The organism is Staphylococcus sp. 8AQ (assembly GCF_902506595.1).
GTDB lineage: Bacteria > Bacillota > Bacilli > Staphylococcales > Staphylococcaceae > Staphylococcus > Staphylococcus pasteuri.
Genome location: NZ_LR733871.1, coordinates 1,689,551 through 1,710,079 on the forward strand (window position 1 = coordinate 1,689,551; position 20,529 = coordinate 1,710,079).

Genomic DNA, 20,529 nt, shown 5'->3' on the forward strand with positions numbered 1-20,529 from the left:
AACGCTTACATACTCACAATGTCATTGACGTATTTTGAAAGTATTTTGTATAATCAGATTATGTTTTCATATGATGAAAATTTTTTCAACATCAATAAACGAGGTGTCATTATGATTTTAGATGAACGAGTTAATATGAATTTTAATCAACTTAATGACAACGATTTGCAAATTGCACATTTCGTTAATAACCATATAGATTTATGTAAAAATTTAAAAATACAAGACTTATCTCAACACACACATGCATCTAATGCGACTATTCACCGCTTCACGCGTAAATTGGGGTTTGATGGTTATAGTGATTTCAAATCATTTTTGAAGTTTGAAAGTGAAAAGAAAAATCAGTTACCATCTGACTCTATTGAATCTTTTAGACAAGAAATTGAAAATACATTTAGTTATTTAGATAGAATTGATTATGAGTTATTAACAAATAAAATGAACGAGGCTGGAACAATATACTTATATGGTACAGGGCGAGCACAAATGAATGTGGCTGAAGAAGCACAACGTATCTTATTAACTATGCACAAAAATATTATTATTCTCCATGATGTTCATGAATTAAAAATGGTTTTAAACAAAACAGTGCCTCAAGACCTGTTCTTCATCATTTCTTTATCAGGCGAAACATTTCAACTTAAAGAAGTAACTCAACTATTAAAATTACGTCAAAAATACTTTATATCAGTAACAACGATGAAAGATAATACATTAGCCCAGCAAGCCGATTATAATGTTTATGTCTCTAGTAATACTTTCTATTTAAATGATGGCACTGATTATTCTAGTTTTATCAGTTATCATATTTTCTTTGAAACATTACTTCGAAAATACAATGAACGTAAAGAAAAAGAAGAACTCAAATAAAAAAACGCAAGCATCGGTAACCTAAATGTTTAGGTTAAACCAATTTGCTTGCGTCTTTTTAATTATTTTTTTGTTCTTCAATTTCTTCTAATACAGTATTCATTTTATCAAACATCAATTCGAAACCATGTGCTGTAGAGTCATGATATTCTTTCTTTTTCTGTTTGTACTCAAGATTAGTCAATCTTCTTTCACGTTCAATATAAGATTGGTAATAGAAAAACATTTGTGTGCCACCTGATTCACGTTCGAAGAATTCAACTTCAATAATATCTTCTTCGTTACTTAATCCAGGCATACCAATAGTCATTTTGACAAATTCATCCATCACTAATTCTTCATAAGTACCTTCAATAATATTTTGCTTACCATTTCTACTATCTACAATGCGGTACTTACCGCCTTCTTGAACGTCAGCTTCAAATGATTTATTCGTACGTTTAGACGTCATAAACCATTGTTTTAAAATATCTTCTTTTGTCCAAGATTCATAAATAGTTTCAGGTGAATATTTAAATAAACGTTCAATATCAATTTCTACATATTCATTTTCCACATTATACTTTGCCACTATATGTCACCTACTTTCACTCTTATTTCTATTCTAACGTATTTACTCAAACTTCCAAACATTTATCCTTAAAAATGCTTAATCTTTATACATTTAATCTAATTTACCATTAAACCCTATTATTTAAACATCTCTATTATAGAAACTAAGGATAACATTACTTTCATAACAACCATTTAAAAAATCCGAGACTTAGTTCAGTCTCAGATTTATATTAAAATATGATTCATTAGTCAACATTTACGCTATCGTTTTTTTAATTTTGGATAACCTAAGATGATTGCTATTAATCCACAAATACCTAACATAATCGGATAAATACTATAAGGTACTAGTAAAAATGGTGAGATGCCTGCTACTCCAGCTGCTGAGATTACTTGTGGACTGTAAGGTAATAATCCTTGGAAGCAACCGCCAAATATATCTAATATACTTGCTGATTTACGTGGATCAACATCATATTCATCAGCAATATTTTTGGCTAATGGACCTGACATAATAATTGAAATCGTATTATTAGCAGTTGATATATCTGCAACACTGACTAAACTAGCAATACCTAATTCCGCGCCTCGTTTAGATCTTACTCTGTCTCTAACGAAATTGAGCAACCAATCAATCCCGCCATTATGTTGTATCAGACCGACTAAACCACCAATAAGTAAAGCAATCATTGCAATATCTTCCATTCCGATAATACCTTTGGATACTGCATTCAATAAGCCTTTCCATCCGAAAGAGCCGTCGATAAGGCCAATCATTCCAGATAAAACTGTCCCACCAATCAGAACAATAATAACATTAACGCCCACTAGTGCTAATATCAGTACAAGTAAGTACGGAATGACTTTAACTAATTGGAAATCATAACTTTTAGAATGATCCATGGAAATTCCATTCGTTAATAAAAATAGAATAATAATTGTTAAAATCGCACCTGGTAATACAATTCTAAAATTGACTTTAAATTTATCTTTCATCTTTGTATGTTGCGTACGTACTGCTGCAATCGTTGTATCTGAAATCATAGAAAGGTTATCTCCGAACATCGCACCGCCAACTACTGTTGCCATTGCTAGTGCTGCTGATACGTCAGTAGCTTGTGCAAAACCAAATCCAACAGGCGCAATCGCTGCAACTGTTCCAACTGAAGTACCCATAGAAATAGAAACAAACATACAAATGATAAATAAACCTACAATGATTAAGTTTTCAGGAATAAGTGACAAACCAAGATTAACAGTTGAACTCACGCCTCCCATTTTCTCTGTAGTCGTTGAGAAAGCGCCTGCCAAAATAAATATAAGCATCATCAAAATAATATTTGAATGTCCTGCGCCTTTAGTAAACACTTCAACTTTTGTAGCAAATTTTTCTTTACGATTCATTAACAAAGCTACGATAACAGTTATTGTAATCGCTACATTTAAAGGCATAGTGGTGAAATCCCCTGAAATAATACCTACACCTAAAAATAACAACATAAATAATAATAAAGGAAATAACGCCCAAGCATTACCCTTCTTAGTTTTTTCCATAATTAGACCTACTTCCTATATTAATAAAAAATACCTCTTTTCTAATTATTTAAGAAAAGAGGTTTGCCTTCAATTACTATCCCCTTATCTTCAAACCTCAATTGGTTTCTGGAATTGGCACATTATTATATGTTGCCGAAGCTTCATAGGGCCAGTCCCTCCACTTCTCTAGATAAGTGATTTGCATTTAAATTTTACGTTACAAGATAATTCCAATAACGTCAATCATAAATTATAATTTCGTCGTAAAGTATTTATCATAGATAATTAATCCTATTGCTACTAATAATAGTAATCCAACGGCTATACCAAAGACAATCCACCATTTTAGATAAAGTGAGATTATCATAGCTATAATAGAAATAATGGTAACGATTATGGCTACTATTTTAAGTTGACGTTCAAGTTTTTCAGAAATGACTTTATACTCATGATTAGATTTTTTTAACGTTTGTTCATCGATTTTTAATTTAGTTTCTAAAAAGTAAATGAATGAAGATGCTAATAATAATAGTAAAAACCCAATCCAAGGGTTTGCGCTTTGTAATAAAGCTACTGAAGCAAAACCTATATAAAAAATCCCTGCAATACAACCTAATAATCGATCTATGATTGGACTAATCCATATCTTGTTATGTTTAATATTTCGATTTACAAAATATAAATTCTTCAATATATTGCTAATAACGAATATTGGTACTACTAAAGAGAAAAACCATTTAAATGATGGGAAGAATGGAATAAAACTTATACCTATAACTAATGCAATAAAAGGAATTAATCTAATGATTTGATCTTTATTCATATAGTGTGCTCCTTTATATTTAAAAGATATTTATACAACTAACTAATCACTTTCCCCTATTATTTCTGATTACTGTAATTAAAGTTAAAGCACTTTACATAATTTTATTATTTATTTTGTATTGTAATTATACATTATTCGCATTTAATTTCCAAATTCATTTTGAATTTATTTAATTTAAACTATATGTTAAACATAAAAAAGTCGATAAAGCATCTTAGCTTTATCGACTTAAATTTCAATTATCCATTTAAAATTTCTAATCTATTTGAATGCCGCCTGTGACACCAAATACTTGTCCAGTTGTATAACTAGATTCTTCTGCAGCTAGTAAAACATAAGTACCAGATAATTCAACTGGTTGACCTGCTCTACCTAATGGGGTTTGTTGACCAAATTCAGGAATATTAGATTGTGGTTGGCCTCCTGTAATTTGTAATGGAGACCAGAATGGACCAGGTGCGACGCAGTTAACTCGGATACCTTTAGGACCAAGTTCTTCAGATAAACTTTTAGTTAGTGAAATAATCGCTGCTTTTGAAGCGGCATAGTCGTGTAATATTGGGCTTGGATTATATCCTTGTACAGATGATGTTGTAGTAATTGATGCACCTGGTTGTAAATAATCAAGTGCTTTTTGAACTGTCCAAAAGATTGGGTATACGTTAGTTTCAAATGTTTCTGCGAATGATTGTGTATCAAATCCTTTAATGTCATCATGATATTGTTGATGACCTGCCACTAAAGTTACATTATCCAATCCACCTAATTGTTCATAGGCTTCTGCGACCATGTCATAGTTAAATTGTTCATTTCTAACATCACCAGGGATAAGCACTGCTTGTTGTCCTGCTTCTTCAATGACGTGTTTAACTTCTTGTGCATCTTTCTCTTCACTTGGAAGATAATTAATTGCGACATCTGCACCTTCTTTAGCATAGGCTATAGCTGCTGCACGTCCAATAGCTGAGTCGCCACCTGTGACTAACACTTTAAATCCTTTTAATCTGTCATGACCTATATATGATGTTTCACCACAATCTGGCTCTGGTGTTAAATCACTTTGCAAACCAGGGAGTGATTGTTCTTGTTTTTCATATTCAGTTGTTTTAAATTTATTTCTTGGATCTTGTGCTGACATTTCAAAATCATCTCCTAATATCTATATGTTCTGTTTATACCCAAGTATATCTACTCTCTAATCATTTTTAATTTTTCTAAAATTTAATTTAATAAAAAACACAGTTACTATTGATTTCTTTTTAAAATACAATAGCAACTGTGTTAATTTTATTGATTTAGTAATTTTTTAACTAACTCTACAAAATATGAAGGAACCTTTTCCAATATACGTTCATCCGGATCAAATAGAGGATGATGTAAATCATATTCACTGTTTGAACCAATAAATGCAAATACACCAGGATAACTTTCAGTGTAGCCTGAGAAATCTTCTCCGATTGTCAGTGGCAAGTCCATAATTGAAACATTATAACCAACTGTTTCTGCCACTTCAATTGCGGTCTCTGTTAACTGATCATCATTAATAACAGTACCAGGCAATCTAGTATATTGGCATTCTACTTCTATATTAAATGTCTTCGCTAGGCCACTCGCTATATCTTTCATTCTTTGTTCAATATAATCTCGATGTTCAGGTTTAAATGATCGCACAGTTCCTTGTACATATGCATGATCTGCAATAACGTTCCATGTATTCCCACATGAAATTTCTCCAATAGTAACAACTGCGCTATCAAACGCAGATAAATTTCTACTTACAATTGTTTGTAGACTATTGATAAGCTGTCCTAATGCTACAGTTGGATCATTTCCTTGTTCAGGTTTAGCAGCATGTGCCCCTTTACCTTTAATTTTAAATTCAAATCGGTCGACAGCAGAAGTAATTGCTCCTTTTTTAATAGCAAATTCGCCTATATCCATTGTAGGATAATTATGAAAGCCTAAGACCGCTTTGACTCCATCTAATGCTCCTGTTTTAACTATTTTTCGAGCACCATAACCTAATTCTTCAGCAGGTTGAAATATAATTCTTACACGTCCGTTTAATTCATTTTCTTGTGCTTTTAATTGAGTTGCCACACCTAAAATACTAGCCATATGTATATCATGACCACAAGCGTGCATAACGCCTTCATTAGTAGAAGTAAATTCATGTTCTACTTGTTCATTAATTGGTAGCGCATCTATGTCTGTTCTGACAGCTATTAATTGCTCGCCTTGACCTACTTCAGCAACTAATCCAGTATCTAATGGTAAATCTAATATGGTAATGTCGTGTGCTTCTAAAATACGTTTAAGTCGTTGTGTCGTTTCATATTCCTTTTCTGATAGTTCCGGAAATTGGTGAAAAGTCCTTCTCCAATTCACATAATCAGTATAATTAGTCATTTGTAACATCACCCTTCTTAAAGAGATAAAATATAATATAATAAATAATCGTGCCCACTATTACACCTATAGCTAAATTATTAGTCATAAGAATAAGTATGATAGTTAATAACATAATACTACTATGCATAATCGGCGCTTCTTTAATATGACTCACTGTACGTCTATCGAATGTATTAAGAGAAACTGTTACTAATACAACAGCTAGCACTACCATTGGAATTAAACCAACTATTGGCCCTAATAACACCATACATAATACTAATAAAATACCAGTCATTAATGTAGATAGCCGAGTTGTTGCGCCCATTTTATAATTAAATTTAGATTGTCCTACTAACCCACTAGAACCATAACCACCGACAATACCTACGATAATGTTAGAAATTCCTTGTCCTCTTATTTCTTTATCTTTATTAGATGTTGTGTTACTGATTGCATCCATCATATTCGCAGTTAAATTAGTTTGAATGACTGCAATCACTGACATCGTAAATGCATACTTAAATATAATCAACCAATCAAAAATTGTCATTGATGAATTTAGGGATGTTAATTGTGGCATTTTAAATTTAATATTAGCTAAATCGTGAACATACTGTAAATGTGGGTGAATCATTGTCGTTAATAACGTAATGATGATAATAGCTACTAATGGTGCAGGTATGGTTTGAATCCATTTTCCAGATAGATAAATCACTATAAAGGTTAAACACGCAACGATATATGTAGATAATGATACACCGAATATATATTTAATTTGAGTAGTTAATAGTAATATCCCCAATGCATTCATAAAGCCAATGACAACAGTTTTAGGGATATAATTAAGTAATTTATCTATATGACAAAAGCTATATATAATTAAAAGGACACCCATCATTATTGTTGCTAAAAATAAATAATGTGTGCCATATTGATTAACTAAAGGTGCACCTATAATAGATATGCCACTACTTGGACCTGAAACCATTGCAATTCTTTTTCCCAGTATACTCATTAAGCACATCATTAACCCACAACTCATTAATCCAATTGAAGGTGGAACATGAACAATAAAAGAAAATGCTATAGTTACAGGTAATAAAGCTAACCCCATTAAAATACCGGAAAGTATGTTTTGTCGATATTGGCCTTGCCATTGTTTTAAGTATTGCGTTCGTACCAACATCATGTGTAGCCAACTCCTTATAAATTCATGTTAACACAATTGTCAAACTATTCTAATAAATGTACATTTTTTCTCTTATATATAAAAAGAACCGTGTCTTCATATCGACACGGTTCCACATGGTTAAATTATGAATGAATTAATCTAATGAAAATTCGTTATCAACAATGACTCTACCATCTTTGATAACTTTTTGTGCATGGTTAATACCAAAGTGATAAGGAATATATTCGTGGTTAGGTGCATTCCAAATAACGATATTGGCTTTGTCACCTTCATTAATTGTACCTGCATCTAAATCAATCGCTTTTGCTGCATTAACTGTAACAGCATTCCAAACTTCATTTGGAGATAGTTTTAATTTTAATGCAGCAATCGCCATAGCTAATTGTAAGTTATTCGTTACACTACTACCTGGATTGTAATCCGTTGCAATAGCAATTGCACCGTTATTATCTAACATGCCTCTTGCATCAGCATATTCATTTTTATCTAAATAAAATGTTGTAGCTGGTAATAGTACTGCTACTGTATCACTGTTTTTTAATTTTGCTTTACCTTCAGCGCTTGAAGCAACAAGGTGATCTGCAGAAATGGCATTTTCATCAATTGCTAATTCTAAGCCACCTAATGGGTCTATTTCATCAGCATGAATTTTCACTTTGAATCCTGCTTCTTTAGCTTTTTGCATATAATGTCTAGATTCTTCAACTGAGAATACACCTGTTTCACAGAAGATATCTGCAAAATCAGCATATTCCTTAACTTCTGGAAGTAATTCAATCATTTCATTTAAGAATGCTTCATTTGATTCTGCTTCCTCAGGTACTGCATGTGGTCCTAAGAAAGTATGTTTCATATCTAATCCATATTTCTCAGCTAAACGATTAGATACTCTTAATTGTTTAAGTTCATTTTCTTTATCTAAACCATAACCACTTTTACTTTCAACACCTAATACACCATGTTGAACCATAGTTAATAAGTCATGTTCTGCTTTTTTGAATAAGTCATCTTCGCTAATTTCACGTGTAGCTTTTACTGTTGAAAGAATGCCACCGCCAGATTCTAATATTTCTAAATAAGATTTCCCTTGACGTTTAAGTGACATTTCGTGCTCTCTTGAGCCACCGAATATTAAATGCGTATGTGCATCAATTAAGGATGGAGATACTACTTTACCAGTAGCATCTATGATTTGTTCTGCTTCATATTTATCTGTATAAGGGCCAGAATAAACAATCTTTCCATCTTTTACTACAACTGTACCATTTTCAATAACATCTAATTCATCAAGTTCTGCACCTTTTAATGGACGATCAGTAGATTTTGGTAAAATAAGTTCTTTGATATTTTGAATAATTAAATCATTCATTATTTATCCTCCGTTTCATCGATCATAGGAATTTTGATGCCTTTGTCTTTCGCAGTTTGAATTGCGATATCATAACCAGCATCTGCGTGTCTCACTACTCCCATACCCGGATCTGTAGTTAATACACGTCCTAAACGACGATCTGCACGTTCTGAACCATCAGCTACAACAACCATACCAGCGTGTAGAGAATAACCCATACCTACACCGCCACCGTGATGGAATGAAATCCAAGAACCACCAGCTGCAGTGTTAATTAAGGCATTTAATACCGCCCAGTCACCAACTGCGTCACTGCCATCTCTCATACCTTCTGTTTCACGGTTTGGACTAGCTACTGAACCTGAATCTAAGTGATCTCGACCGATAACGATTGGTGCTGAAATTTCACCGTCACGAACTAATTTGTTTAGTGCTAATCCCATTTTCGCACGTTCTTCATAGCCTAACCAAGCAATTCTTGATGGTAAGCCTTGATAAGCAATTTTTTCTTCAGCTAAATCTAACCAACGAATTAATTTTTCATTGTCTGGGAATAATTTTCTCATTTCTTCATCTGCACGTTCGATATCTTTTGGATCTCCACTTAATGCAGCAAAACGGAATGGTCCTTTACCTTCACAGAATAATGGTCTAATGTATGCTGGCACAAATCCTGGGAAGTTAAATGCATTTTCTACACCATTGTCGTAAGCAACTTGACGGATATTATTACCATAGTCAAATGCTACTGCACCTTGTTTTTGGAATTCTAACATTAATTCTACATGTTTAGCCATTGAGTCTTTAGATAATTCAACGTATTTCTTAGGATCTTCTTTACGTAATTGTTTAGCTTCTTCTACTGAATAACCTTGAGGTACATAACCATTTAATGGGTCATGTGCACTTGTTTGGTCAGTAATGATATCAATTTTGAATCCTTTGTCTAAAATAGCTTTGTGTAAATCTACTGCATTACCAACTAGACCGATTGATAAAGCTTCCCCTTTTTGTCTAGCATCTTCAGCTAATTTTAATGCTTCATCTAAATCTTTAGTTTTTATATCACAGTATTTTGTTTCTACACGTTTATCAACGCGAGTTTCATCTACTTCAACACAAATTGCCACACCATTATTCATTGTTACAGCAAGAGGTTGAGCACCGCCCATACCGCCTAATCCTGCAGTTAATGTTACTGTACCTGTTAAATCACTGTTATATTCTTGGTTACCAAGTTCTGCGAAAGTTTCATATGTTCCTTGAACAATACCTTGTGAACCAATATAAATCCAACTACCTGCAGTCATTTGTCCATACATAATTAAACCTTTTTTATCTAATTCATGGAAGTGATCCCAGTTTGCCCATTTAGGTACTAAAACTGAATTTGAGATTAACACACGTGGTGCTTCTTCATGAGTTTTAAATACTGCTACTGGTTTACCAGATTGTACGAGCATTGTTTCATCTGCTTCTAAGTCTCTTAATGTATTTTCGATTGCTTCAAATGCTTTCCAGTTACGTGCCGCTTTACCGATACCTCCATAAACAACAAGTTCTTCAGGATGTTCAGCTACCTCTGGATCTAAATTATTATAAAGCATTCGTAATACCGCTTCTTGTTCCCAACCTTTACACTCGATATCTAAACCTTTTTTTGCATGAATTTCTCTCATTACTATCTCTCCCATCCGAAATAATATCTATAAATTCAAAGTTTTTAATATGTACACTTATAGAATAACCTAAATAATCAAATAATTTAGACTATTGAACATGTACTAAATTAAGTTCTTACACGCCCATTATATTATGCTAAAATATAGATAACAAATATAAATAAACTAATTATTTATAGATATAAACTATAACTAACTGGAGATGACTTATGAAAATTATTCAATTAGAGTACTTTTTAGCCGTTGTTAAATATAATAGTTTTACAAAAGCTGCCAATTTTTTACATATTAGCCAGCCCTCTTTAACAGCTGCTATTAAAAAGATGGAATCAGATTTAGGCTATGATTTATTCATGCGCACAACAAAGGATATTAAAATAACCGAAAAAGGTATTCAATTCTATAAATATGCGGAACAATTAGTTCAACAATATCGATCAACAATAGAAAAGATGTATGATTTAAATATTTCATCTGAACCGAGAATTAAAATTGGTATTTTAGAATCAACAAGCCAATGGATGGCAAATGTTATTCACGCTCATCATACTCAATATCCAAATCAACAATATCGTATTAATGAGGTACATGATCAACATCAATCAATTGAGCAACTTATTAACTTTGATGTGCATTTTGCTTTAACAAATGAAGAAATTAGGCACCAAGATATTACTTCAATTGCACTTTACAAAGAATCCTATATTTTACTAACACCTAAAGATGCTTTTCCTAAACAAAAGACAATTCAACTAGATAATCTACCTTTAATATTACCTAATAAAAGCTCACAAGTTCGTAAACATTTAGATGATTATTTTAATAGAATGAGTATACATCCTAATATTATTATGGAATCTGATCGTTTTGAGTCAGCTACTAATTTTGTACATTTAGGTATAGGATATGCTGTTATTCCACGATTTTATTATCAATCGTTTAATACTAGTAATTTAGACTATATTAAAATACGTCCTAATTTAGGTCGCAAAATTTATATCAACTATTTAAAAAAGAGAAAGCACTCTGAACAAGTACTTTCTCTCATCGAACAATGTATTGAATATTGGAATTTATAATAAGAAATGGTGTACTAAGTTAGCAATCAGTTTCGCAGTTCTATTATCTTGATCATACTTAGGATTCATTTCTGCGATACTAACTGATTTAACCTTATCACTTGGTACAATACGTTTAGCTAATTCAAAAACTGTGTGTGGATAGATACCTAATACTGCTGATGCGCTGACACCTGGTGCAAAGGCACTATCTACAACATCCATACAAATTGTAAACATAATCACGTCATGATCATGAATAAAGCGTTCAATCATATCTTTAATTGGTGGGGATACTTGATGTAGCAATTCATCAGCATAAACAAATGAAATGCCTTTTTCCTCTGCGTAGTCAAATAACCCTTGTGTATTGCCACCTTGAGATATACCTAGAACCATATAGTCGGCATTATCATCTTGTTCAAGAATCTGTCTAAAACTAGTTCCTGACGTTGATTCTCCTTCATCACGTGTATCAAAATGGGCATCAATATTAATAACACCAATGGATTGATTAGGATAAACTTTTCTAGTAGCTAAATATTGAGCATAAGCAATATCATGGCCGCCACCTAGAAGAAATGTTTGTTTGTGATTGTGAATAGATTTCGCTGCTAACTCTGCAAATTCTTTTTGTGTATCAATTAGTTGTTCGTTATCGTGCTCTACATTTCCGTAATCAACAATTTGTTCACATTGATTTAAATCTGGTAATCCTGCAAATGATTGTTTAATCGCATTAGGGCCTTCTTTAGCTCCAACTCGACCTTTATTTAGTTCTACGCCTTTATCAACGGCATAGCCTAACATACCTACACCTTTTTGTTCATTACTATACTCCACATTTCTTAAATCATTAAATTGAATCGTTTGAAAATGTCTAAATTGTTTAGAATCTGTTTCACTATCAAGTCTTCCTGTCCATAAGCTTGGTTCGGCTTGTTGATACATTGCTCTTCCCCCTTGATTTCATTCACTAACATTATATTTTAAGTATAACTTTAGCTTATTTTTTATTCAATGTAGTTATTTTATTCCCGATTCACTGAAATTTAATTACGTTTATAATTCATTCCTATTACATTTTGATGATAATTGAAATAGACAATTTATCTAACATCTTATAACATGTATAATTGTAAATAAAAATAATAATTGCTTGTTTCCGTAATGGAGGTTACATAAAATGAAAAACAATCGAATTTCTGGGTTTCAATGGGCAATGACAATATTCGTATTTTTTGTCATTACGATGGCCTTATTCGTAATACTTAGAGATTTTCAATCGGCAATTGGAGTAAAAAGATTTGTCTTCGATATTACTGATCTTTCTCCTTTTATCGCTGCAATCATATGTCTACTCGTCTTTAGATATAAAAAAGATCAGATGGCGAGTTTAAAACTATCATTGAGCCTTAAAGTTGTGGAGCGTATATTACTCGCTTTAATCATACCTTTATTTATATTTATCATAGGTATGTTCTGTTTCAACACGTTTGCAGATAGTTTCATACTTTTACAGGCATCAGATTTATCAGTTTCAATAACTGCTATTATAATTGGCCATTTAATTATGGCATTTGTAGTAGAATTTGGTTTTCGTTCATATTTACAACATATTGTAGAAGTTAAAATGAATACTTTCTTTGCAAGTATCGTAGTTGGTATCATTTACTCAATCTTCAATGCCAATACTACATATGGAATAGAGTTTGCTGGTTATCATTTCTTATATACATTCGCATTCTCTATGATTGTAGGTGAATTGATTCGCGCAACTAAAGGTAGAACAATTTATATAGCTACTATTTTCCATGCTGCTATGTCATTTGGTTTAGTATTCTTGTTCAGTGAAGAAGTTGGTGACTTATTCTCTATGAAAGTCATCGCATTGGCTACTACTGCAGTAGGTTTAATCTATATTATTTTAAGCTTAATTATACGTGCCATCTTCTATAAAAAGACAAAACAAAGTTTAGACGAAGTTGAACCTAATAATTATTTAGATCACGTTAATGACCATTCTAATGATAGTGAAACTAATAATGAAAATAATCATAATGATATTCAAGAAGATGACGCATCTGATTCTCGTAAACATGATCAATCCTCTGATAATGAACAACATTCTAAAACGTCTATTGATGATGAACAAGAACATGACAATGATTCTTCTGATTATTTAAGAGAACATACTTCTTATAAACAAACACGCCGTTCATCACGTCGTTCATCAGTTGTATCTGAAGCACAGGATGAAATCAAGGACTCTGAAAATTCTAGCCCTAATAACAAATACTAATTATATTAAACTCGTCTTATTCAATTTATTGAATGGATGAGTTTTTTGTTTTAAATATAGATATTTGGGGGTAAACTCTTTCAGTAATAATTTAATTATAACTATGAGTTTAAAAGGAGTAATACAATGAATATAAAAGCTAGTAACAACCCTATTACAATTATCGGTGGTGGCATTGGTGGGCTGACTTTAGCTAGAGTGCTATATGTAAATGGTATTCCTGCTAAAGTTTATGAATCTGATGCCTCTCGTGATGCAAGAACTCAAGGTGGACAATTAGATATACATGAATATAATGGACAAGTTGCCTTAGAAAAAGCTAACTTATTGGACGAATTCCAATCAATTATACAAAAAGGCGCTGATGCCTCTCGCATCGTTAACCATAATGGTGACATACTTTTAGATTTACCGGATGATGAATCAAACGGACGACCTGAGGTATTACGTGGTGATTTAAGAGATATATTAATAAATTCTTTACCAGAAGATATGATTGTTTGGAATAAAAAAGTGGATCATGTTGAAAAATTAGATGATGCGAAATATAAAGTGGTATTTAGAGATGAGACATCTGTAACTACAGACAAACTTATTGGTGCTGACGGTGCTTGGTCTAAAGTTCGAAACATCTTAACAGATATTAAGCCACATTATTCTGGTTATACATTTATTGAAACGTATCTATATGATGTAGATAATCAATATCCTGAGACTGCTCAAAAAGTAGGTAAAGGTGCAATGTATGCTTTATCACCTAATAAAGGTATTGTTGCACACAGAGAAGCTGGAGACATCCTTCACACATATGTACAAATGAAATGTGATAGTGAATGGATCGATAGTATAGACTTTGCAAATGGTGAAATAGCGACAAAAACAATTGCTGCAGAATTTGAAGGTTGGTCACCAGAAGTAACTGCCTTAATTACTGAAGCGAATAGTTCAATTACACCTCGTAAAATTAATGCGTTACCTGATACACATCGTTGGGAACGTCAATCAGGGGTTACTTTAATTGGTGATGCTGCACACCTAATGGCTCCTTCTGGGGAGGGTGCTAATTTAGCCATGTTAGATGGAGCTGAGTTAGCTGAATTGATAGCTGAACATAGTAATAATTTTGATAAAGCAATCGAATTATATGAAGCAAAAATGTTCCCAAGAAGTGAAGCCGAAGCAAAAGAATCTCATGAATTATTAGATATTTGTCTTGGAGAGAATAGTCCTCAAAGTTTAGTTGATTTATTCAAAAGTGCTCAATAAGAATAAAATTTAGAAAAAGAGCCTTAAGATGTTCTAACAAACACCTTAAGGCTATTATCTATATAATATAAAAGTAAAAATTTTATTATTGACGGTACATCTTTTTAACACCTTGTTGTGTGCCTATAATGGCTTCGTCAGTAATATCAAGGAAATAACCTGTTTCTAGCACACCCGTAAGATGTATTAAAAACTCATGCATTTCATAAGGGTCAACACCTTTTGGTAAAGCACAGTCTAAAATATAGTTACCATTGTCTGTAGTTACAGGCACATCTTCAGTAACACGTCGTTGCACGATTACTCCCTCAATCGTTTCTATTTTTCTAGCAACCTGATACCAATTAAATTTATCTACTTCTACTGGTAATTTAAATGTTTCTCCTAAATAATTGACTACTTTATTTTCATCAGCAATAACGACAAAACGGTCTGCCATTTCATCAATGACCTTTTCTCTAAATAAGGCACCGCCACCGCCTTTAATTAAGTTGAGGTTTGGATCGACTTCATCTGCCCCATCAATAGCTAAATCAATTTTTTCAACATCATTTACATCAACAATTTCAATATTTAGTTCTTTAGCTAAAAAAGCAGTCTTATTTGAAGTACAAACACCTTTGATGTCGTAATTCTTTTCTTCAACAAGTTGTGCTATTTTAGGCACTAACAATTCAATTGTACTACCTGTACCAATTCCTAGTGTCATACCGTCTTCAATTTGATTCAAAACATCATTCAATGTCATCATTTTAAGTTGTTTTACATCATTCATTACGTCATGAGCCTCTTTTCTAAATCGTTTACATTTCCTATTTTACATGACTTTTTTGATTTAACATACCTTATTTATCGTTTAATTTTTAATATATTTTAAAATTTTACATAAAAGTCTTGAGATATAGTAAACTATCATTTAAATACTTTAAGAGGGAGAATAGAAATGATACCTGTTTACGCTATTTCAACTGGGAAAATAGAATCGCTACAATATAAAGACTCAAAACCAATGCAATCAGCTATTAATAAGCGCCCTTTCGAAGGAGATATGTGGTTATCTAAACTAGGTTTTGTTGATGATGAACAAGCCTATAAAGACCACGGTGGACCTGATAAAGCAGTCTGTTGCTTTAGTAAATCAAACTATGACATGTATAAAGATGATTTAGAAAAACTGCCTGATTATGCAATGTTTGGGGAAAACTTAACTATTAAAAATTTAGATGAAAATGAAGTTTATTTTGGTAATCAATATCGTTTGGGTGAAGCAATTATAGAAGTATCGGAAATCAGAGAACCTTGTTGGAAAATACAAGCAAAATATGGTTTACCCAATTTAGTGAAGCGCATGTCTAAATCAGGAAAAACAGGATTTTATTGTCGCGTAATTAAAGAAGGATTTGTCAGTCAAAATCATCATTTAGAATTAATTAAAGAAGCAGACCCGAAGACTCAATTATCGGTTCAAGAATTAAATGATATTTATTATAATGATAGAAAAAATACTAAGAGAATTTCACAAGCTTTAAAAAATCCATATTTATCAATGAAAAGATATGAAAAATTAGAAAAGATGTACCAACGTGCAACAAAATCATCATAATTAAAATACTTTCTAAGTATAAAGAAAGAGTGAAACCAATGGAATCAAAACCGTAGGCTTCACTCTTAATAATTACTTTTCATTTATTTCATAACTTGTTTGAGAATAAAATGTATCATTGGCTTTTAAAATAGACGAAGCGTCTTCACCATACATATTAATATCATTTGGTAAAAATTGAGATTCAATAGCTAAGCCAGAATGTGCCTTATAAATATTAGAATCACTATTCCAATCTTTTGGTTGATTAAATGTATATAATACATAATTTGGCATATCAGTTTTTACATCTAATTGAAACTCACCGTTATCAATTGATAATTGATGGCCTCCAACTTTGAATGGATGATCCAAGCCATTAAAAGTGTCAATTTGTTGTGCTAGTTGAGCATGTTTACTTTCAAATATATCTTTAAAGTATATATCACTACCATTAAAAATTTGATGTAAATCTAGTGTTTCATCTGTATTTATTAAATGTTGTTCATTAAGTTGATACATATTCAATTCAGAACTATATAGACGGTGATTATCGATAACATTATTATCTCTGTTCAAATTAAAATAAACATGATTCATCGGATTAAATAATGTTGTCTTCGTTGATGTAGCCTCATATTCAACTGTCCAACAATGATCGACATCATAAGTATGGGTAACTTTAACATCCATATTTCCTGGGTAATTATCATCTGTTTCCTTTAACGTTGTCTTAAAAATAATTTTTACTTGTCCCAATTCTTCGACTACTTCATAGTCAAATAACTTTGTATCTAGCCCGTGACCCCCGCCATGGATATGATGATTACCATCATTTGCTTCTAATTGGTATTTTATTTCATCTAATGTGAACGAAGCATCGGAAATTCGACCACCGTATCTTCCTATAGTCGCTCCAAATTTAAATGGATTATCAAAATAAAATTCGTCCGCTTCAACAACATTCCCTAGTACAATATTATTATCATGATATTTCCATGATACTATTCTTGCACCAAAATTTGTAAATACAATTTTCGTTTCTTCATTATCAATTTTAATTAAATCAACACCATATCTTTGATGCTCAATTTCAACATTCATTACTTATTTCTCCCTTTCAAACACGTTTTATTAAGCCCTATGTGGTAATAACATTATTAAAACGCCAATTACACATACTACAGCACCCAATACATCGTATTTATCTGGCATATTTTTATCAATGAACATAGACCATACTAAGCTCATGACAATAAATATACCGCCATATGCGGCATAAACTCGTCCAAACGTTGGAAATGATTGTAACGTCGCAATCACACCATATAGGATGAGTATGATACCACCAATAATACCTAGCCACGATGGCTGACCTTCTCTAAGCCATAACCATATTAAGTAGCCGCCTCCTATTTCACAAAGACCTGCTAATATAAAAATCATCGTTGAATATAACATCGTTCTATCTACTCCATCCTAATAAGGGGTTATATTAATCAATTATGGTTGATGATGTGTATCAATCAGTTATTATTTTATATTAACTTCTTTGCTAACTCATACACATTGTTACACTTTTTCACCTAATATTCCATAGATAATTACAATTTAAAGAGGAAGAATGTTATGTAAGCTTTTTCAAAATGACATTAACACTCTTCCCCCTCTTTTATTTATTTTTTCATTACTTTTTTAATTGAGTTAATAAGACCTTTTTCAAATGTTAAAACTGAATCTTTGTATGTTTTAATAGCAATCCATAACAAGATCACCATAACTACTAATGAAATCAACATACTTAATACAATTTCCCAAATTTGTAATTCCGTCGATTGAGCGCGCACCAACATTTCAAATGGGGCTAAAAATGGAATAAAGCTTGTAATTTTAGCCAATAAAATATCAGGTTTATATATACTGAAAATAGCTATATAAAATGCAATCATTGCAAATAAAGTTAAAGGCATTAAGGTTTGATTAATGTCTTCTATTCTGGATGCTAAAGAACCTAAAATGGCTGCTAATAAAACATAAGTTAATATACCGATAATCACACTTAAAATGCCTACTATAATAATTTGCCATGATATGTCACTCATTGATAAATCAAAACCTTTGAGCATACGCTTTAAATCAAAAGCATATATACAAATGATTGCAACCACAATTATCATAGCTATTTGTGTAAACGCTACTGCTATGACACCTGTTATCTTAGCCATAATATGTGTTATCGGAGACACACTCGTAATAATCATTTCTATAACTCTTGATGTTTTTTCAGTTGCAATTTCCATAGCCACTTGTGTTGCATAATTGAAAATAATAAAAAACATTAGCATTAAAATGGCATAAACAAGAATCATATTAAATACTTTTTGGCTTTCACTTAATTGTTGTCCTTTATCATCTGATAAGATGTGGCTATCTACTTTACTTTGAGATTGTAATTTTTTTAAATCATTATCGCTAAGATGCAATTTCGATGCTATTAGTTTTGACTGAAGATTTGTAAGTAAACCAGTCACTTTTTGTTGTTTTTCTTGTGAAACGTTATCTTTACTCAAAATGGTCGCTGAAAGTTGATGGTCTTTATCCATTTTGATGATATAAGCTTCCTTTAATTTTTCACTTTTGACTTGAGATTTCGCTTCTTTTTGACTCACTCTTTCAAACGTTGCTTCCTCATCAATCACATGGCTCTGTTGCTTAATTGCTTTATATAATGGTTCATTATTGGTTACGACACCTATATGGTCATCATCACCTTTGAACATATCTATAATTTTGTCAGCATTTGATAAAGCTACCATCAAAATAATGACAATAACCATAAATATCATAAAGGATTTAGATTTCACCTTACTTTTATATGTTAATCCAAATGTAGCCCAGAATTTATTCATGAAGATCACCTACCTTATCAATAAAGATATCTTTCAGTGATGGTTCTAACACTTGAAAGCGACGCACATAACCATGTGTTATAACTTGATTGTATATAGATTCAGCTACAGACTCATTTTCTATTGTTAGTTTAATGTCATATTTATTCACTTCTACATCAATAACACCTTGAATGCCTGTTAATTCTGGCATTGATTTATTAGTTTCGATAATTACCTGTTTATATCCATGAGAAGATTTAACTTCTTGTATATCGCCTGAAACTACTAGTTCTCCATGATTTAAAATACATACATCATCACATAATTCCTCGACATGCTCCATACGATGTGAACTATAAATAATCGTCGAACCTTGGTTATTTAAATCTTTGACCGCTTCTTTTAGTAGTTCAACATTGACTGGATCTAATCCACTAAAAGGTTCATCTAAAATAAGTAATTCAGGTTGATGAATCATACTTGCTAATAACTGAATTTTTTGTTGGTTACCTTTGGAAAGTGAATCAATACGTTTATGACGATTTTCAGTAATTGCAAATCGATTTAACCAATAATCTATATTTTTCTTAATAGCTTTTTTAGACATACCCTTCAAAGTAGTAAGATAAGTTAATTCGTCTTCAACAGTCATTTTTGAATGCAAACCCCGCTCTTCTGGTAAATAACCTATACGATTGTACATCGACTTATCTATTGTATGTCCCTCATATGTAATGTGACCTTCTGTTGGTTCACTTAATCCTAAAATCATTCTAAATGTAGTTGTTTTGCCAGCACCATTACGTCCTAAAAACCCAAGCATTTTTCCTTTCTCAAGTTCAATCGATATATCATTAACTGCTGTAAATTGATTAAATTTCTTTGTCACGTGTTCAATATTTAATGACATGGTTACCTCCCAAATTAATGACTTAATTCTACATAAATATAACATTAATAAACTAATTAATGAATTTAGAATTTACAATATGTCACACTTTACATTCATTTATGTAAGCAC

The 20,529-nt window shown here is 31.9% G+C and carries 19 protein-coding genes and 1 riboswitch; of the genes, 5 read left to right on the plus strand and 14 right to left on the minus strand.

The features are described from left to right. The first annotated feature begins 111 nt into the window (after positions 1–111). Complete coding sequence (locus GVY01_RS08480) at positions 112–873, plus strand: MurR/RpiR family transcriptional regulator (protein ID WP_017636471.1); 762 nt, start codon at positions 112–114, stop codon at positions 871–873. Positions 874–931: 58 nt separating this feature from the next. Here GVY01_RS08480 and GVY01_RS08485 read toward each other — a convergent pair whose 3' ends face one another. From GVY01_RS08485 to hutU, 8 genes are all read right to left on the minus strand, one after another. After that, entirely contained in the window at positions 932–1,444 is a 513-nt protein-coding gene (locus tag GVY01_RS08485) for an SRPBCC family protein (RefSeq protein WP_159333718.1), read from the minus strand. 245 nt (positions 1,445–1,689) lie between these two features. Then, a complete protein-coding gene (locus GVY01_RS08490; RefSeq protein WP_017636473.1) occupies positions 1,690–2,982 on the minus strand; it encodes a Na+/H+ antiporter NhaC family protein in 1,293 nt (430 codons plus the stop codon). An 81-nt stretch (positions 2,983–3,063) separates the two neighbouring features. Further along, positions 3,064–3,161, minus strand: a riboswitch (SAM riboswitch). Between the two features lie 53 nt (positions 3,162–3,214). Then, complete coding sequence (locus GVY01_RS08495) at positions 3,215–3,787, minus strand: hypothetical protein (RefSeq protein ID WP_159333719.1); 573 nt, start codon at positions 3,785–3,787, stop codon at positions 3,215–3,217. Positions 3,788–4,046: 259 nt separating this feature from the next. Further along, a complete protein-coding gene (locus GVY01_RS08500; protein WP_017636476.1) occupies positions 4,047–4,928 on the minus strand; it encodes an SDR family oxidoreductase in 882 nt (293 codons plus the stop codon). A gap of 149 nt (positions 4,929–5,077) precedes the next feature. Next, entirely contained in the window at positions 5,078–6,199 is a 1,122-nt protein-coding gene (locus GVY01_RS08505) for an amidohydrolase (protein WP_017636477.1), read from the minus strand. Beyond that, positions 6,192–7,373, minus strand: a complete 1,182-nt coding sequence (locus GVY01_RS08510) for a SulP family inorganic anion transporter (protein WP_017636478.1) — start codon at positions 7,371–7,373, stop codon at positions 6,192–6,194. The genes GVY01_RS08505 and GVY01_RS08510 overlap by 8 nt, the downstream gene beginning before the upstream one ends. 136 nt (positions 7,374–7,509) lie before the next feature. Further along, positions 7,510–8,745 (minus strand): imidazolonepropionase, encoded by a 1,236-nt coding sequence (hutI, locus tag GVY01_RS08515; protein WP_017636479.1) that lies wholly within the window; start codon positions 8,743–8,745, stop codon positions 7,510–7,512. Next, positions 8,745–10,406, minus strand: coding sequence for a urocanate hydratase (gene hutU / locus GVY01_RS08520; protein ID WP_017636480.1), 1,662 nt, complete (start codon positions 10,404–10,406; stop codon positions 8,745–8,747). Before hutU ends, hutI begins: the two co-directional genes overlap by 1 nt. Positions 10,407–10,618: 212 nt before the next feature. On the opposite strand from hutU, the gene GVY01_RS08525 reads away from it, so the two are divergent. Beyond that, positions 10,619–11,488 (plus strand): LysR family transcriptional regulator, encoded by an 870-nt coding sequence (locus GVY01_RS08525; protein ID WP_017636481.1) that lies wholly within the window; start codon positions 10,619–10,621, stop codon positions 11,486–11,488. Here GVY01_RS08525 and hutG read toward each other — a convergent pair. Then, entirely contained in the window at positions 11,483–12,418 is a 936-nt protein-coding gene (hutG, locus tag GVY01_RS08530; RefSeq protein WP_017636482.1) for a formimidoylglutamase, read from the minus strand. The two genes, GVY01_RS08525 and hutG, sit on opposite strands and share 6 nt — an antisense overlap. A gap of 235 nt (positions 12,419–12,653) precedes the next feature. On the opposite strand from hutG, the gene GVY01_RS08535 reads away from it, so the two are divergent. Together GVY01_RS08535 and GVY01_RS08540 are read left to right on the plus strand one after the other, a co-directional pair. After that, complete coding sequence (locus GVY01_RS08535; protein ID WP_017636483.1) at positions 12,654–13,769, plus strand: CPBP family intramembrane glutamic endopeptidase; 1,116 nt, start codon at positions 12,654–12,656, stop codon at positions 13,767–13,769. 126 nt (positions 13,770–13,895) lie between these two features. After that, positions 13,896–15,035, plus strand: coding sequence for an FAD-dependent oxidoreductase (locus tag GVY01_RS08540; protein ID WP_017636484.1), 1,140 nt, complete (start codon positions 13,896–13,898; stop codon positions 15,033–15,035). A gap of 85 nt (positions 15,036–15,120) precedes the next feature. Here GVY01_RS08540 and GVY01_RS08545 read toward each other — a convergent pair whose 3' ends face one another. After that, entirely contained in the window at positions 15,121–15,810 is a 690-nt protein-coding gene (locus GVY01_RS08545) for a ribose 5-phosphate isomerase A (protein ID WP_017636485.1), read from the minus strand. 168 nt (positions 15,811–15,978) lie between these two features. Here GVY01_RS08545 and GVY01_RS08550 point away from each other — a divergent pair, with 168 nt between their 5' ends. Beyond that, on the plus strand, positions 15,979–16,638 hold the full coding sequence (locus GVY01_RS08550; protein ID WP_017636486.1) for an MOSC domain-containing protein: 660 nt from the start codon (positions 15,979–15,981) through the stop codon (positions 16,636–16,638). Between the two features lie 72 nt (positions 16,639–16,710). Here GVY01_RS08550 and GVY01_RS08555 read toward each other — a convergent pair whose 3' ends face one another. From GVY01_RS08555 to GVY01_RS08570, 4 genes are all read right to left on the minus strand, one after another. After that, positions 16,711–17,721, minus strand: coding sequence for an aldose epimerase family protein (locus tag GVY01_RS08555; protein ID WP_017636487.1), 1,011 nt, complete (start codon positions 17,719–17,721; stop codon positions 16,711–16,713). Between the two features lie 30 nt (positions 17,722–17,751). Further along, complete coding sequence (locus GVY01_RS08560; RefSeq protein ID WP_017636488.1) at positions 17,752–18,078, minus strand: YnfA family protein; 327 nt, start codon at positions 18,076–18,078, stop codon at positions 17,752–17,754. Positions 18,079–18,293: 215 nt separating this feature from the next. Next, positions 18,294–19,526, minus strand: coding sequence for an ABC transporter permease (locus tag GVY01_RS08565; RefSeq protein ID WP_017636489.1), 1,233 nt, complete (start codon positions 19,524–19,526; stop codon positions 18,294–18,296). Further along, positions 19,519–20,418, minus strand: coding sequence for an ABC transporter ATP-binding protein (locus GVY01_RS08570; protein WP_017636490.1), 900 nt, complete (start codon positions 20,416–20,418; stop codon positions 19,519–19,521). The genes GVY01_RS08565 and GVY01_RS08570 overlap by 8 nt, the downstream gene beginning before the upstream one ends. Positions 20,419–20,529: the final 111 nt, after the last annotated feature.